Genomic DNA, 14,355 nt, shown 5'->3' with positions numbered 1-14,355 from the left:
ATTTAGGCGTTACCCCGTAGGTTGGGCTGAGACGGCTCCATCGTCGAAGCCCAACAGGCGGAGTCGACCCCCCCCACGTTGGGCTTCGCGGGCGCTCAACCCAACCTACGGAACCGCTCAGCTCCGTAGCGTAGAAAACGGCGCAGCCTTTTCCACTGGGCTTCGTGGTTCGGGGCGCCCTCACCCCAACCCTCTCCCGCGAGGAGAGGGGGCTATCCGAGCAGGCGTTCAGCTTCGGCAAGCTCGTGATCAATGACCGCGCCCAGTCGTAGGTTGGGCTGAGACGGCTCCATCGTCGAAGCCCAACAGGCGGAGTCGAACCCGCCACGCTGGGGTTCTCTGACGCTCGACCCAACCTGCGAAAGCCCTCACGCCGCCAGGGTCGCGCCGCCGTCCACCACGATGTCCTGCATGGTGATATGGCTGGCCAGGTCCGAGGCGAGGAACAGCACGGTGTTGGCGATCTCGTCGGGCTGGGCGATCTTGCGCAGCGGGATGCCCAGCTTGAAGTCTTCCGGCAGACCGTCCACCAGGCGCTGATAGCCCTCGGGCGAGCCGAGCATGCCGGCCAGCATGGGGGTCGCCGTGGAGCCCGGCGAGACCACGTTGCAACGCACGCCCGACCCGGCCAGTTCCAAGGCCACGCAGTGGCTCAGGGACACCAGCGCCGCCTTGGAGGTGCAGTAGCCGGCCATTTGCAGGCGCGGCACATGGGCGGCGTTGGAGGCGATGTTGACGATGGCGCCCTTGCCTTGGGCCTTGAACAGCGGCACCAATTGGCGGAACAGATAGAAGGGCCCGGAGACGTTGACGTCCAGCAGCGCCTGCCAGTCGTCCAGGCTCAGGCTGTCGCTGGTGCCCAGGCGCAGCACGCCGGCGCCGTTGACCAGCACGTCCAGGCGGCGTTCTTCTGCCAGCAGCGCCTGGCAGACGTCCTCCACCTGGGCCGCGTTGGCGACGTCCAGCAGCTGGGTGCGGAACGGATAGCCGCTCTCGGCGAATTGCCGGTCGAGGCCGATCACCTCGGCGCCCGCCGCCTGGAAGCGGCGCGCCACCTGCAATCCGATGCCCTGCCCCGCACCGGTCACCCAGACGCGCTTGCCGGTGAAATCCAGTTGCGTCATCAGGAGATTCCTCAGGCGCGCGCGCGCAGCAGAGCCAGCCAGCCCTGCAGGGTCGGCTGGGCAGCGAGATCGGCGAAGGTCACGGGCAGGCCGCGCTTCTGCCACTCGCCCACTAGGGTCATGACCTGCACCGAATCCAGACCGAAGTCGGTGAGGTTGTCGTCCAGCGCCGGCTCTTCGTCGTCGGCGTCCAGCAGTGGCTGGACCTGGGCGCGCAGCCAGGCTTCGTCCAGGGTTACCGCGCCGCCGGTGACCTGGGCGGTGCTCAGGGTGCTGCCGCAGCGAGTGGCCACGTAGCGCAGCGCCATGCGGTGTTCTTCCTCGCTGAAGTCGGCCACGGCGTCGCCGATCAGGAAGGCCTGGATGTCCCTCATGAAGGCGTCGGTGCAGGTGGTCAGGCAACCGATGTGGGCATAGACGCCGCAGACGATCAGCTGGTCGCGCCGCCATTCGGTCATCAGGTCCTGCAGGTTGGAACGGTGGAAGGCGCTGTAGCGCCACTTGGTCAGCACCACGTCACCGTCCTTGGGCGCCAGCGCGTCCACCACCTGCTGCAGCGCGGGATCGGCCTGGGTCAGGCCCGGACCCCACATGTCGTTGAGCAGGGCGCGATCGGCCGGCGGCTGGTCGGTGGGCTGGGCGGTATAGACCACCGGCACGCCCTGGGCATCGGCCCAGGACCGCAGGGCGGCGATATTGGCCACCACCTGGTCGATCAGCGGGCTGCTGTCGCCATAGAACTCGACGAAATAGCGCTGCATGTCGTGGATCAGCAGCACGGCGCGGTCGGCCACGGGTGTCCAGGCGACCTTGTTGGCGGGAAAGCCGTCGGGCTGGGGCAAGGGATAGGAGGCAAGACGGGGAATAGCCATGGGAAACCTTAGAGACGCTCGGTGGATGGGGTCTGCAGCTGCTCGCGCAGGCGGCGCTTGTCGATCTTGCCGACGGCGGTGAGCGGCAGCTGGTCGAGGAACTGGAAACGGTCAGGCAGCTTGTATTCGGCCACGCCCTGCTCGCGCAGGTAGCGGCGCAGCGCCACCGGCTTGAGCGCCGGATCGCTCACCACCAGGCAGGCGCAGCTCTTTTCGCCCATCAGCTCGTCGGCGATGGCGACCAGGGCCGCGTGGGTGATGCCGGGATGGCGCAGCAGCAGGCCCTCGATCTCGGCGGCGGCGATCTTCTCGCCGCCGCGGTTGATCTGGTCCTTCACCCGCCCGACCACCTTGAGATAGCCGGCGGCATCGCGCTGGACCACGTCGCCGGAGAAGTAGAAGCCCTCGGCGTCGAACACCTGGGCGTTGTGCTCGGGGCTGCGGTAGTAGCCGCGGAAGGTGTAGGGCCCGCGGGTGGACAGCAGGCCGGGCTCGCCGTCGGGCACCGGCTTGCCGTCCTCGTCGGTGATGCGCACCTCGTCATTCGGACTCATGGGCCGGCCCTGGGTGGTGAAGATGCGCTCGGGCTCGTCGTCCAGGCGGGTGTAGTTGACCAGGCCCTCGGCCATGCCGAACACCTGCTGCAGCTGGCAGCCCAACTCCGCGGGCACGCGGCGGGCCTGGGCCTCGGCGAAGCTGGCACCGCCCACCTGCACCACGCGCAGGCTGGCCAGCCGGGCACGCTGTTCGGGTGCGGCCGCGGCCTGCAGCCAGAGCGCCACCGCCGGGGGTACCAGGGGCACCCAGTCCACCTGATGGCGTTCGATCAGCGCGAAGCAGCGCAGCGGCTCGGGATCGCGGGCCATGACCACGCAGCCGCCGGCGATGAAGACGCCCAGGGCGCCGGGCGAGCTGAGGGTGTAGTTGTGGCCCGCCGGCAAGGCGCAGAGAAAGCGCGTCGCCGGGCTCAGGCGGCAGATCTCGACGCTGCGTCTGAGGCTGTAGTAGTAGTCGTTGTGGGTGCGCGGGATCAGCTTGGGCGTACCAGTGCTGCCTCCGGAGAGCTGGAAGAAGGCCACCTCGCCACCGGCGGTGGGGGTCAGCTGAAAACCGTCCAGCGGGGTATCCAGGCGCTGCTGCAGGCTGCGTGCGTCGTCGGTCCCATCCAGCAGCACCTCGCCGAGGCCCGGCGCCACGTCGCGCAATTCGGCGAGGAAGTTGTCGTCGCGGAACAGGTTGTGCTCGCGGGAGGCGATCAGCAGCCGGGGCTGGATCTGCTGCGCATAGGCGAGCAGCTCCAGCTTCTGGTGACTGAACAGCGCATTGACCGGAGCGATGCCGGCCTTGAGCAGGGCAAAGAACACCACATAGAACTCGGCCACGTTGGGCAGCTGCACCAGGGCCGTGTCGTGGCGGCGCAGCCCGGCGGCCTGCAGGTGGGCGGCCAGGCGACTGGAACGCTCGTCCAGCTCGGCATAGCTCAGCTGCCGCTCGCCACAGAGGATCGCCGGCGCGTCCGGCAGAGCCGCGCGGCTGCGCGTCAGGATCTCGGTCATCGGCAGATCGGGCCAGTAACCCAGGGCGCGATAGCGCGCCGCCAGGTCGTCCGGCCAGGGGGTGAATTCCAGACTCACGTGGGGTTCTCCTCGTCCAGCAAACCACAGGCGGCACGCATGGTGCCCAGTTTGGCGGTGACCTCGGCCCACTCCGCCGCCGGATCCGAGGCCTCGACGATGCCGGCGCCGGCGAACAGCCGCAGCCAGTCGCCCTGCACCGTGCCGCAGCGGATGGTGACCACCCACTCGCCGTTGCCCTGGGCATCGCACCAGCCGACCATGCCGGTGAACAGGCCGCGGTCGAAGGGCTCGATACGCTGGATCAGCTGGCGCGCCGCCGCCGTGGGAAAGCCGCAGACCGCCGGGGTCGGATGCAGCCGGCAAGCGAGTTGCAGCGCCGAGGTGCGGCTGTCGGCCAGTTCGCCGTCGATGGCGGTGGACAGGTGCCACATGGCGTTGGTGCTGAGCAGCGAAGGCCCTTCGGGCACGTCCAGCCGGCTGCACAGCGGCGCCAGCTGCTGGCGGATGTCCTCGATCACCAGGCGGTGCTCGTAGTGATCCTTGCTGGACTCCAGCAGCTCGCGGGCGACGCGCTGGTCTTCCTGCGGATCGGTGCGACGCTTGGCCGAACCCGCCAGCGGATTGGTATGGACCCGGGCACCCTGCTTGCGCACCAGCAACTCGGGGCTGACCCCGACCAGCTCGCCGCCCTCGGCGGTGGGGATGCGGAATTGATAGCCGGTGGGATTCTGCCGCGCCAGATTGGCGAGGATGGCCTCCACGTCGGCGGGCTCCGCCAGGTGGATCTCCTGGATCCGCGACAGCACTGCCTTGCTCAGCTCGCCGCGGCGGAAGGCCTCGATGGCCTCCTCCACCGCCAGGCAGAAGCCGTCCGCACTGGGCAGGTTGCGTACCTCGCGCACCTGCGCCGGGGCCACCGCTGCGCTGCTGACCGGCACCGGGCGCGCCGTCCAGGCATGCTCCCGAGGCACATAGAGGCAGGAGGGCCTGGTGGTATCGAAGGGAATGGCACCCATGATCACCGGCTCGGCGATGCCGGCCTGGCGGGCACGGGCGAAGGCCTCATCAACGGCGTGCAGGAACAGGCTGTCCCGGTGCGCGCCGCCACTGGCGGGTGTCTCGACCCGGGCACAGATGCCCCGTCCCTGCAGGACGCGATCACCCGACTGGAACAGGAATGCGGCCTGTTCCCGACGATCGGCAGCGACTCCGCCGACCACCTCAGCCCTCTTGCTCGTCATTTCGATGAACCTCTACACGAATGATAATTCTTATCAATAAGCAGAAGCTAAAGGTTGCCTGCTGGAAAGTCAATTCGTTAGGGACCGAACGATCTCGCCGAATGGCCAGCAACCCCTTGAAATCTCTGGTGAATCTCCACTGGGCAGAGCGCCGGCGGGTACCGGATCCACGCCTCCTCCCCTGGCCCTGTCGGCTACGGGGAAGGAACGACTTGCTGCCCAGGGGGTGGTTCTTTGAAAATGAGAGTGATTATCTTACAACTGGAAGGCGTCCATGTTCAGCTTGTTGTCAGTGTTTCGCATTCTCACCACTCTGGCGGTCGCCAGCCTGGCCTTGGGTGGCCCCGCTCAGGCGGCGGACTGGCCGCGGCACATCAGCGCCGACGGCAGCCAGGTGACCCTGCCGGCCAAGCCGCAACGCATCGTCTCCACCAGCGTCACCCTTACCGGCTCCCTGCTCGCCATCGGCGCGCCGGTGGTGGCCAGTGGGGCCACCTCGCCCAACAACAGATTCGCCGATGACCAGGGCTTCCTGCGCCAGTGGGGCGCGGTCGCCAGGCAGCGCGACGTGAAGCGGCTGTACATCGGCGAGGCCAATGCCGAAGCCGTGGCCGCCGAGGCGCCGGACCTGATCCTGGTCAGCGCCGCCGGCAACGATTCGGCGCTGCGGCTGGTCGAGCAACTCAAGGCCATCGCCCCGGTGCTGGTGGTGGGTTACGACAATCGCAGCTGGCAACAGGTGGTGGAGCTGCTCGGTCAGGCCACTGGCCGCGAAGACGCCGCCAGCAAGGTGGTCGGCGACTTCGACCGGCGCGTCGCCGATCTCAAGGCGCGCCTGCAGCTGCCGCCGCAACCGGTATCCGCCTTCGTCTACAACCCGGCGACGCGCCAGGCCAATCTCTGGACCGCCGCCTCTTCCCAGGGTCAGTTGCTGGAAAGCCTGGGCTTCAAACTGGCGGCGCTGCCGGCAGGACTGGAGACCGGCCATAGCCAGGGTCAGCGCCACGACATCCTTCAGCTGGCCGGCGAGAACGTCGCCACCGGCCTCACGGGCCAGACCTTCCTGCTGTTCGCCGCGGACGCCAAGGAAGCCGAGGCGGTACGCGCCAATCCGCTGCTGGCGCACCTGGCGGCGGTCAAGGACAACCGCGTGGAAGCCCTGGGCGCCGAGACCTTCCGTCTCGACCCCTACAGCGCGAACCTGCTGCTGGATCGCCTGGAACAGCGCTACGCCAAGCCCTGAACCCGGCAGTCGTGGAAAACGCTGCGCGGTTTTCCACGCTATGCAAGGCGCCCTGGAGCCGATCAGGCGCCGAGGCTTTCCGCTCGACGCAGGCCGCGGGCCAGCGCCCAGCAGAGGGCGGCCACCCCAGTGGCGACCAGGCCAAAGACCAAGGCTGCCTGCGCCGGCAGCATCAGGCTCGCCAGACCGCCGAACAGCGCCGCGCCGATGGCCTCGCCGCCGATGTTCTGCGCCGTCCACAGCGCATTGATGCGGCCCAGCAGGCGATCCGGGGTCAGGCGCTGGATCAGCGCGTACTGCACTAGGGAATTGAGTGCGCCCAGATAGCCGAACAGCACCAGGCACAGCGCTGACAGCCAGAAGCCGGGCAACAGAGCGAACACCGCCACCGCCAGAAAGGTCGCCACCGCGGTCATCAGCAGGGTACGGCCGGGGCGTGGTGCCTGGTTCAGTCGACCACTGGTGAGGGCGCCGATGGCCGCGCCCAGAGGCGCGGCGGCATAGAGCCAGCCCAGGTGGCCGGTATCCAGTCCCCAGTGCTCACCCAGCGACGGATAGAGCACCCGCACCGCATTGGCCATGGTCACCAGGGCGCCGACCAGGGCGACCGCGCCCAGCAGGCGATTCTCGAAGAGGAAGGCGATGCCGCCGCCCAGGGCCTGCCAGGGCGTCTCGCGCGGTTGCTCCGGCGGGGGCAGCGGCGGCAGGCGCAAGAGCACCAGCAGGGTGATGAGGGTGCCACAGGCGGTCAGGCCGTAGTTCCAGGCCACGCCACTCTGGGCGATCAGCAGGGTACCCAGCGGCGGGGCGACGATGGCCGCCACCCGCACGCTGAGCATGTTCAGGGCGCCGGCCTGCACCATGGATTCGCGGCCGACCAGGATCGGCGTGACCGCCAGCAGCGCGGTCACGCCCAGGGCGCCAAAGAAGCCGTCCCACAGCGCCAGCAGGTAGATGGCGGTCAGCGACGGCTCGGGCAGGCTGGCGTTGACCGCCAGGCCGATGAAGCCCAGGCCGCAGATGGAGCGGGCCGCCAGGATCAGCCGGCGCCGCTCCAGGCGGTCGGCCAGTACCCCACCGGTGAGCAGGCCGACGAACATGCCGATGCCGGCCATGCTCAGCGCCAGGCCCACCTTGAGTGGCGAGTCGGTCAGCGCCTGGACCTGGATGGGGATCGCCACGGCCAGGAGGCCGAGGGACAGCACGGACACCAGGCGGGCGATGAACAGGGTGCGAAAGGCGGCGTGGGACCTGAGCAGGCCGAAGTCGAGCAGGAAGGACGTCTTGGACATGAATCACCGGAAAAACACAGGGGACGCTATCGAGCCGCCGGAGCAAGGCTGTTAGCATGTAATACAGACTATCATGTGTTAATACGCCTTGTTCTCATCCACTCTCCTCCCCTTCGGTCGTCGCGGATGACCAGGCGCCGCCTCCTCATCCTCGGCTGCGCCGCGTTCCTGCTGCTGCTGGTGATGGCTGCCAGCCTGGCGCTCGGCGCCACCGCCATCCCGCTGGCCGACGTCTGGCAGGCACTGGGCCAGGGCTGCAGCGAGCCGGCCTGTCTGATCGTGCGCGAGGCGCGACTGCCGCGGACCCTCGCCGGGCTGCTCGCCGGGGCGGCGTTGGGCGTGGCCGGCACCCTGATGCAGGCGCTGACGCGCAATCCCCTCGCTGACCCGGGCATCCTCGGCGTCAACGCCGGTGCCAGCTTCGCCGTGGTGCTGGGCATCGCCCTGTTCGGTGCCAGCGGTCCCGAGCAGTACCTGGGCTTCGCCTTCGGCGGCGCCCTGCTGGCCAGCCTGGTGGTGCTGCTGGCCGGGATCGCCGGTGGCGGCGGCTTCAACCCGATGCGCCTGGTGCTGGTCGGGGTGGCCCTGGGCGCCATGCTCGAAGGCGTCAGCTCGGGCATCGCCCTGCTTGATCCCCAGGTCTACGATCAGCTGAGATTCTGGCAATTCGGCTCCCTGGACGTCCGTCAACTCGACCTGCTGCGCAGCGCCAGCCTGCCGGTGCTGGGTGGCGTGGTCATCGCCCTGCTGCTGGCGCCGGCGCTCAATGCCCTGAGCCTGGGCAGCGATCTGGCCGTGGCCCTCGGCACCCGGGTCCGCCAGACCCAGCTGCTCGGCCTGCTGGCCATCACCCTGCTCTGTGGCGCCGCTGCCGCAGCGGTCGGCCCCATCGCCTTCGTTGGCCTGATGGTGCCGCACCTGGGTCGCTGGGCCATCGGCGAAGACCATCGCTGGCTGCTGCCCTTCGTCCTGCTGTTCACCCCCAGCCTGCTGCTGACCGCCGACATCGTCGGCCGCCTGCTGGTCACCAACGAGTTGCGGGTCTCGGTGGTGACGGCCTTCCTCGGCGCGCCGCTGCTGATCTGGCTGGCGCGCCGCCAGCGCCAGGGAGGTCGGGCATGAACCGTTCCGGTCGCCTGCGCCTGCCCGGCGTGCTGCTCGCCCTGCTCGGCGGCGCCCTGTTGCTCGCCCTGTTCGCCCTGGGCAGCGGCAGCCTGGCCCTGAGTCCCGCCCAGGTGCTGGCCGCCCTGCTCGGCGAGGCACCCCGCGGCATCGAACTGGTGGTCACCCAGTGGCGCCTGCCGCGGGTGGCCCTGGCGCTGCTGATCGGCGCTGCCCTGGGCCTAAGCGGGGCGCTGTTCCAGTCGCTGCTGCGCAATCCCCTCGGCAGCCCGGACATCATGGGCTTCAACACCGGCGCCTACAGTGGCGTGCTGGTCGCCCTGGTGCTGTTCCAGGCCAGCATCCTCTGGAGCACCACCGCCGCCCTGATCGGCGGCCTGCTCAGCGCGGCGCTGGTCTATGCCCTCACCTGGCGCGGCAGCAGCGTGGATACGCTGAGACTCATCATCGTCGGCATCGGCGTGCGCGCCCTGCTGATGGCGCTCAACACCTGGCTGATCGTCCACGCCTCCCTGGAAGCCGCCTTCAGCGCCGGCCTATGGAGCGCCGGTTCGCTCAACGGTCTCACCTGGGCCAAGGCCTGGCCGGCGGTCGTGTTCATCCTGCTGGCGGGTGCGGCCAGCCTGGCGCTGAGTCGCCGGCTGTTCCTGCTGGAGATGGGCGACGACACCGCCTGCGCCCTGGGTGTACCGGTAGAGCGTACCCGGCTGTCGCTGCTGGGCCTGGGCGTGGTGCTCACCGCCGCCGGCACCGCGGTGGCCGGTCCCATCTCCTTCATTGCCCTGGCCGCGCCGCAAATCGCCCGCCGCCTGACCGGCACCCAGCGCCTGGCGCTGCCCGCCGCCGCTCTCACCGGCGCGGTGCTGCTGCTGGGCGCGGATCTGCTCGCCCAACGCCTGTTCCTGCCCTATGTCCTGCCGGTCGGCCTGGTCACGGTGAGCCTGGGTGGGCTCTACCTGATCGGCCTGCTCATCTGGGAGTCCCGCCGCTCATGAACGATGCCCCCGCTTCGCGCCTGCACGCCGAGCGCCTGACCCTGGGCTACGGCCGCAAGCTGATCGCCGAAGACCTGTCGCTGACCATCCCCGATGGCGAGCTGACGGTCATCATCGGCCCCAACGGCTGCGGCAAGTCGACCCTGCTGCGCACCCTCAGCCGACTGCTGGCGCCCAGCCAGGGCCAGGTCTGGCTGGACGGCCAGGCGATCCAGAGCTATCGCACCAAGGAGGTGGCCCGCCGCCTGGGCCTGCTGCCGCAGAGCTCCCAGGCGCCGGGCGACATCTCGGTGCGCGATCTGGTGGCCCGCGGGCGCTATCCGCACCAGACACTGTTCGGCGGCGTGCGCGCCGACGACGAGCGCGCGGTGACCCACGCCATGCAGGCCACCGGCGTCTTCGAACTGGCCGACCGGGCGGTGGACACCCTCTCCGGCGGCCAGCGTCAGCGGGTGTGGATCGCCATGGCGCTGGCCCAGGAAACCCCGCTGCTGCTGCTCGACGAGCCCACCACCTGGCTCGACATCACCCACCAGATCGACCTGCTGGAATTGCTGGAAGATCTCAATCGCCAGCAGGGCCATACCCTGGTGATGGTGCTGCACGACCTCAACCACGCCTGTCGCTACGCCACCCACCTGGTGGCCATGCGCGACGGCAAGGTACTGGCCACCGGCCGCCCGCGCGACGTGGTCACCCCCGCGCTGATCAAGGCGGTCTACGACCTGGACTGCCTGATCATCGACGATCCGGTGGCCGGGACCCCCATGGTGGTGCCCCTGGCACGGCGCGCGGCCGTCTAAGGCTTTTCTGAAAAGTCGCCGAGCGAAGGTCAGGCAAGGCAAAAATCCGTGAGGAAGCGGAGTTTACGAGTGGTAAATGAGCATTCCGAACGGATTTTTAACGCCGCATGACCGAGCGCAGGCACTTTTCAGGCAAAGCCTAGAGCGCCTTCAACGCCCGATTGAGCACCGGGCCGATCTGCGCCAGCTGGGCCGGGGCGATGATGTCGACGTGGGCGCAGTCCACCTCGTGGGCCTGCAGGCAGGTGATCCAGGGCGCCCAGGTGGTCTTGACGTCCATTCCCGCCGGCAGGGTGCGCCGGGCGACGAACATCAGCGCCTCGCCGTCGAAACGCGCGCTGCGCGCCGTGGCCAGCAGCCGCACCGAATCGGCGTAGTTGCCCTCGATGGTGGCGAACAGCTCCGCCCCCTCCCCCAGCGCCGGATCAGCCAGGCCCTGCTGGGCGGCGAGGAAGGCCTCGCGCTCGCGATTGACCTCGGCCAGCACCTCAGGATCCAGCTCGCGCTGGCCTTCGCGTTCCTGCCAGTTCTGGGTTTCCGGCGGATAGGTGTCGAGCAGGCCAAGGAAGGCGACCTGCTCCCCTGCCGCCTGCAGCCGCGCCGCCAGGCCCTGGGCCAGAGTGCCGCCCAGGGAATAGCCGAGCAAATGATAGGGACCCTGCGGCTGCACCTCGCGCAGGGTGCGCAGATGGCGCTGGATGACGGCTTCCAGATCGGCGCCCTGGGCCAGGGGACCGTCCGGACGCGGCGACTGGATACCGAGCAGCGACCAGTGCGGATCCAGGTGGCGCGCCAGCACGCTGAATTGCCAGGCGAAGCCCGAGGCCGGGTGGAAACAGAACAGCGTGGGGCCATCGCCCGGGCGCAGCGGCAGCAGGGTCTCGAAGCCGGCGCGCGCCGCGCTGGCCGCGTCCTGCTCCAGCTGCCGCGCCAGGCGCGCGACACTGGAGGCCACCATGATCTGGCCGATGGACACCGGCCGCCCCAGGCGCCGGCGCAGCGTGGCCGCCAGGGTCATGGCCAGCAGCGAATGGCCGCCCAGGGCAAAGAAGTCATCGTCCGCGCCGACGATGGCGCAGCCGAGCACCTCGGAAAACGCCGCCGCCAGGTCGCTTTCCAGCCCCGGTGCCAGGGGACGGCTGGCGGCCCTGGCCACGCCCTGGGGCGCCGGCAGGGCCTTGCGGTCCAACTTGCCGGTGGCGCCCAGGGGCAAGGCCTCCAGCTCGACAAGCGCCACCGGCACCAGATGCGGCGGCAGATTTTCGCCCAGGCGGGCGCGCAGGCGCTCCAGGTCCAGCGAGGCACCCGGCTGGGCGATCAGATAACCCACCAGTTGGCGGGCATCGCCGCCGCTGGTGTCGCGCGCCTCGCCCAGTACCCGGGCATGGGTGACCGCCTGGGCCACGCCGGGCAGTGCCAGCAGGGCATGATCGATCTCCGCCAGTTCGATGCGTTGGCCCCGGATCTTCACCTGGTCGTCGCTGCGACCCAGGTATTCGACGACGCCCTCGGGCAGCCAGCGCGCGACGTCGCCGGTGCGATAGAGGCGCTCGCCCTGCCCGCTCGGCGCGGCGATGAAACGCGCGGCGGTCAGTTCGGGGCGGCCCAGGTAGCCGTCGGCCAGCTGCACGCCGCTCAGATAGAGCTCTCCCGCCACACCCGGCGGTACCGGCCGCAGACGCTCGTCGAGGATGTGCAACCCGGTGTTCCACACCGGCTTGCCGATGGGCACGCTGCTGCCGCTGACGGCCGCCAGGGCGGCGCCGTGGGCCGGATGATAGGAGACGTCGACCGCGGCTTCGGTCGGGCCATAGAGGTTGTGCAGGGGCGCGCCGACGCGGCGCTCCCAGGTGCGGGCCAGCTCGGTGGGCAGCGCCTCGCCGCTGCAGAACACCTGGCGCAGGCTGACGCAGCGGGCCACCGCGGCCGGCTCGTCCAGGCTGGCGACGAAGGCCGCCAGCATCGAGGGCACGAAGTGCACCGTGGTGACCCGTTCGCGGGCGAACAGTTCCTGCAGCGCCAGGGGATCGCGATGGGCCTCGGGCGGCGCCAGGTACAGCCGGGCGCCCACCAGCAGCGGCCAGAAGAATTCCCAGACCGAGACGTCGAAGCTGCTCGGCGTCTTCTGCAAGACGGTATCACCGGCGCCGATGGGATAGCTGTCCTGCATCCACAGCAGGCGATTGACGATGGCCGCATGGCCCACCACCACGCCCTTGGGCCGGCCGGTCGAGCCGGAGGTATAGAGCAGATAGGCCGGATCGCCGGGCCGCGGCCCTTCGAACGCGGGCTCGTGGTCCAACCGCTCCAGCGGCGCATCGAGAATCAGCACCTGCTCCTCGCGCAGGCCCGGGAAGCGCCCGCGCTGGCTGGCATCGGTCACCAGCACCCGGGGACGGGCATCGTCGAGCATCAGGTGCAGGCGCTCATCCGGGTAGCCGCTGTCCAGCGGCAGGTAGGCGGCCCCCAGTTCGAGCGTCGCCAGCAGTGCCAGGGACAGGAACACCGAGCGCGGCAAGGCCACCGCGACGATGTCGCCGCGCCCGACCCCGGCCTGGCTCAGACGCTGGGCCAGGGCCAGCACCTGCTGGCGGGTTTCCCGATAGCTGAAGGCCAGCTGCAGATCGGCCAGTGCCGGTGCATCCGGGGTACGCGCCGCCTGGTCGGCGAGCAGGGTCGCCAGGGTGGCCTCGGGCAGCGACCGTTCGGTGGCGTTGATCGCGGCCAACCACGTACGGTCCGCTGGCGCCAGCAGGTCCGGCTCGCCCAGGACCAGGCCGGGCTGCCCGGCGAATTGTCCGGCCAGCAGGCCGAAGCGCTCGGCGTGCCCCTGCAACAGGTCGGCGGCGTAGCGCTCGGCATTGCCTAGCAGCTTGATATCCAGGGCCCCGCTCGCTTCCAGGTAGAGGGCGATCTCCAGGTCGCGCACCGGCCCCGAGGCCAATTCGTGGGTAATACCGGGCACCCCACCGAAATCCAGCGCGAAATCGAACAGCTTGAGGTTGATGACCGGTCCGGTCAGGGGCTCGGCATCGCCCGGACGGCCGAGATCGCGGGCGATCTGCTCGGCGTCGTAGCGCTGGTGGCGACGCACCTTCTTGAGTTCGGCGGCCAGCACGCCGGCGAGCTGCGGCAGCGTCTGGGTCGAGTCGGTGCGCACGCCCAGGGGCAGGACGTTGAGCGTCGCGCCGCCGGATTTGAGCGCCACCGACCCCATGCGCCTCATGAAGATGAAGCCGGCGCTGAAAGCCGGCTGCCCGCTGAGACGAGCGAACCAGGTGGCGGCCAGGGCAACGGCCAGATCGGCCGGCGTTACGCCCTGGGCCTTGCCCTGCTCGGCCAGCCCGGCGAAGACCGCGGCGGGCACCCGGGCGCGGGCTTCCACGACGCGTGGCGTCGGCACCTGCCCCGCCAGCCCACCGGGTGCCAGAGAGGCCGCCGGCGGCAAGGCCGCGCCGCGCTCGCGCCAGAAGGCTTCGTCGCGCTCGCGCACGGCCGACTGCCGATAATCCTGGTATTCGCGCACCACCTCGGCAAAGGAGACGAAGGGCGAAGGCTCAGGCGTTTCGCCGCGCACCGCGGTGCTGTACAGGGCTGCCACCCGCTTGGCCAGGGCGGCGAAGCCATAGCCATCGATCAGCAGGTGGTGATAGCGCTGGTACCAATACAGGTGATCGTCACCCAGCTGGTAGATCCGGTTGAGCCACAGCGGACCACCGCTGGTGGCGCGCAGGTCGCCGTCGAGATCGGCGCGGATGGCCGCCCGCGCCGCGCCTTCGGGATCGGCTGCCCCACGCAGGTCCAGCCACTCGGGCGCAGGGATGGCCATGTCGCTGTCGATCCACTGCACCATTTCGCCCTCGCGCTCGGCGAACCTCAGCTGCAGGCTGTCCAGCTCGCCTAGACCCTGGACGATGGCCGCCACCAGCGCCTGGGCATCGATCGGCCCGCGCAACTCGACCAGATGGGCCACGGCGAAGGCATTGGCATGGGGCGACAGCTGATCGGCCAGCCAGATGCCAGGCTGGGCGGCGACCAGGGGCAGCTCGGGAAAGCGAGAACGGGGCGTAGAAGACACAGGAACTC

General features: G+C 69.6%; 10 protein-coding genes. 4 read left to right on the top strand and 6 right to left on the bottom strand.

The window, feature by feature from the left end:
* Positions 1 to 368: 368 nt before the first annotated feature.
* The 4 genes from dhbA to FHR73_RS02660 are packed head-to-tail and all read right to left on the bottom strand — an operon-like array spanning position 369 to position 4,814.
* Entirely contained in the window at positions 369 to 1,124 is a 756-nt protein-coding gene (dhbA, locus tag FHR73_RS02675) for a 2,3-dihydro-2,3-dihydroxybenzoate dehydrogenase (protein WP_183629354.1), read from the bottom strand.
* Positions 1,125 to 1,135: 11 nt separating this feature from the next.
* On the bottom strand, positions 1,136 to 1,996 hold the full coding sequence (locus FHR73_RS02670) for an isochorismatase family protein (protein ID WP_183629352.1): 861 nt from the start codon (positions 1,994 to 1,996) through the stop codon (positions 1,136 to 1,138).
* Between the two features lie 8 nt (positions 1,997 to 2,004).
* The gene (locus FHR73_RS02665) at positions 2,005 to 3,630 is read right to left on the bottom strand and encodes a (2,3-dihydroxybenzoyl)adenylate synthase (RefSeq protein WP_183629350.1); all 1,626 of its coding nucleotides are present in this window, start codon (positions 3,628 to 3,630) and stop codon (positions 2,005 to 2,007) included.
* Complete coding sequence (locus tag FHR73_RS02660) at positions 3,627 to 4,814, bottom strand: isochorismate synthase MenF (RefSeq protein ID WP_221191397.1); 1,188 nt, start codon at positions 4,812 to 4,814, stop codon at positions 3,627 to 3,629. Before FHR73_RS02660 ends, FHR73_RS02665 begins: the two co-directional genes overlap by 4 nt.
* Before the next feature lie 274 nt (positions 4,815 to 5,088).
* On the opposite strand from FHR73_RS02660, the gene fepB reads away from it, so the two are divergent.
* A complete protein-coding gene (fepB, locus tag FHR73_RS02655; protein ID WP_183629349.1) occupies positions 5,089 to 6,057 on the top strand; it encodes a Fe2+-enterobactin ABC transporter substrate-binding protein in 969 nt (322 codons plus the stop codon).
* 62 nt (positions 6,058 to 6,119) lie between these two features.
* Here fepB and entS read toward each other — a convergent pair whose 3' ends face one another.
* The gene (gene entS / locus FHR73_RS02650; protein WP_183629347.1) at positions 6,120 to 7,349 is read right to left on the bottom strand and encodes an enterobactin transporter EntS; all 1,230 of its coding nucleotides are present in this window, start codon (positions 7,347 to 7,349) and stop codon (positions 6,120 to 6,122) included.
* A 126-nt stretch (positions 7,350 to 7,475) separates the two neighbouring features.
* Between entS and fepD the strand changes: the two genes are divergently transcribed.
* Genes fepD through FHR73_RS02635 form a run of 3 tightly spaced genes read left to right on the top strand, consistent with a single transcriptional unit; the run spans position 7,476 to position 10,269 of the window.
* Positions 7,476 to 8,471 carry a Fe(3+)-siderophore ABC transporter permease gene (gene fepD / locus FHR73_RS02645; protein ID WP_183629340.1) on the top strand — a complete coding sequence of 332 codons (996 nt, stop codon included), beginning with the start codon at positions 7,476 to 7,478 and terminating at the stop codon, positions 8,469 to 8,471.
* Positions 8,468 to 9,466, top strand: a complete 999-nt coding sequence (fepG, locus tag FHR73_RS02640; protein WP_183629338.1) for an iron-enterobactin ABC transporter permease — start codon at positions 8,468 to 8,470, stop codon at positions 9,464 to 9,466. The genes fepD and fepG overlap by 4 nt, the downstream gene beginning before the upstream one ends.
* Complete coding sequence (locus tag FHR73_RS02635) at positions 9,463 to 10,269, top strand: ATP-binding cassette domain-containing protein (RefSeq protein ID WP_183629336.1); 807 nt, start codon at positions 9,463 to 9,465, stop codon at positions 10,267 to 10,269. Before fepG ends, FHR73_RS02635 begins: the two co-directional genes overlap by 4 nt.
* Positions 10,270 to 10,408: 139 nt before the next feature.
* Here the strand turns inward: FHR73_RS02635 and FHR73_RS02630 are convergent, their stop codons facing one another.
* A complete protein-coding gene (locus FHR73_RS02630; protein ID WP_183629334.1) occupies positions 10,409 to 14,347 on the bottom strand; it encodes an enterobactin synthase subunit F in 3,939 nt (1,312 codons plus the stop codon).
* Positions 14,348 to 14,355: the final 8 nt, after the last annotated feature.

The organism is Pseudomonas sp. AS2.8 (assembly GCF_014190935.1).
Classification (GTDB): Bacteria; Pseudomonadota; Gammaproteobacteria; order Pseudomonadales; family Pseudomonadaceae; genus Chryseomonas.
This window is presented reverse-complemented; position numbering and strand designations above follow the sequence as displayed.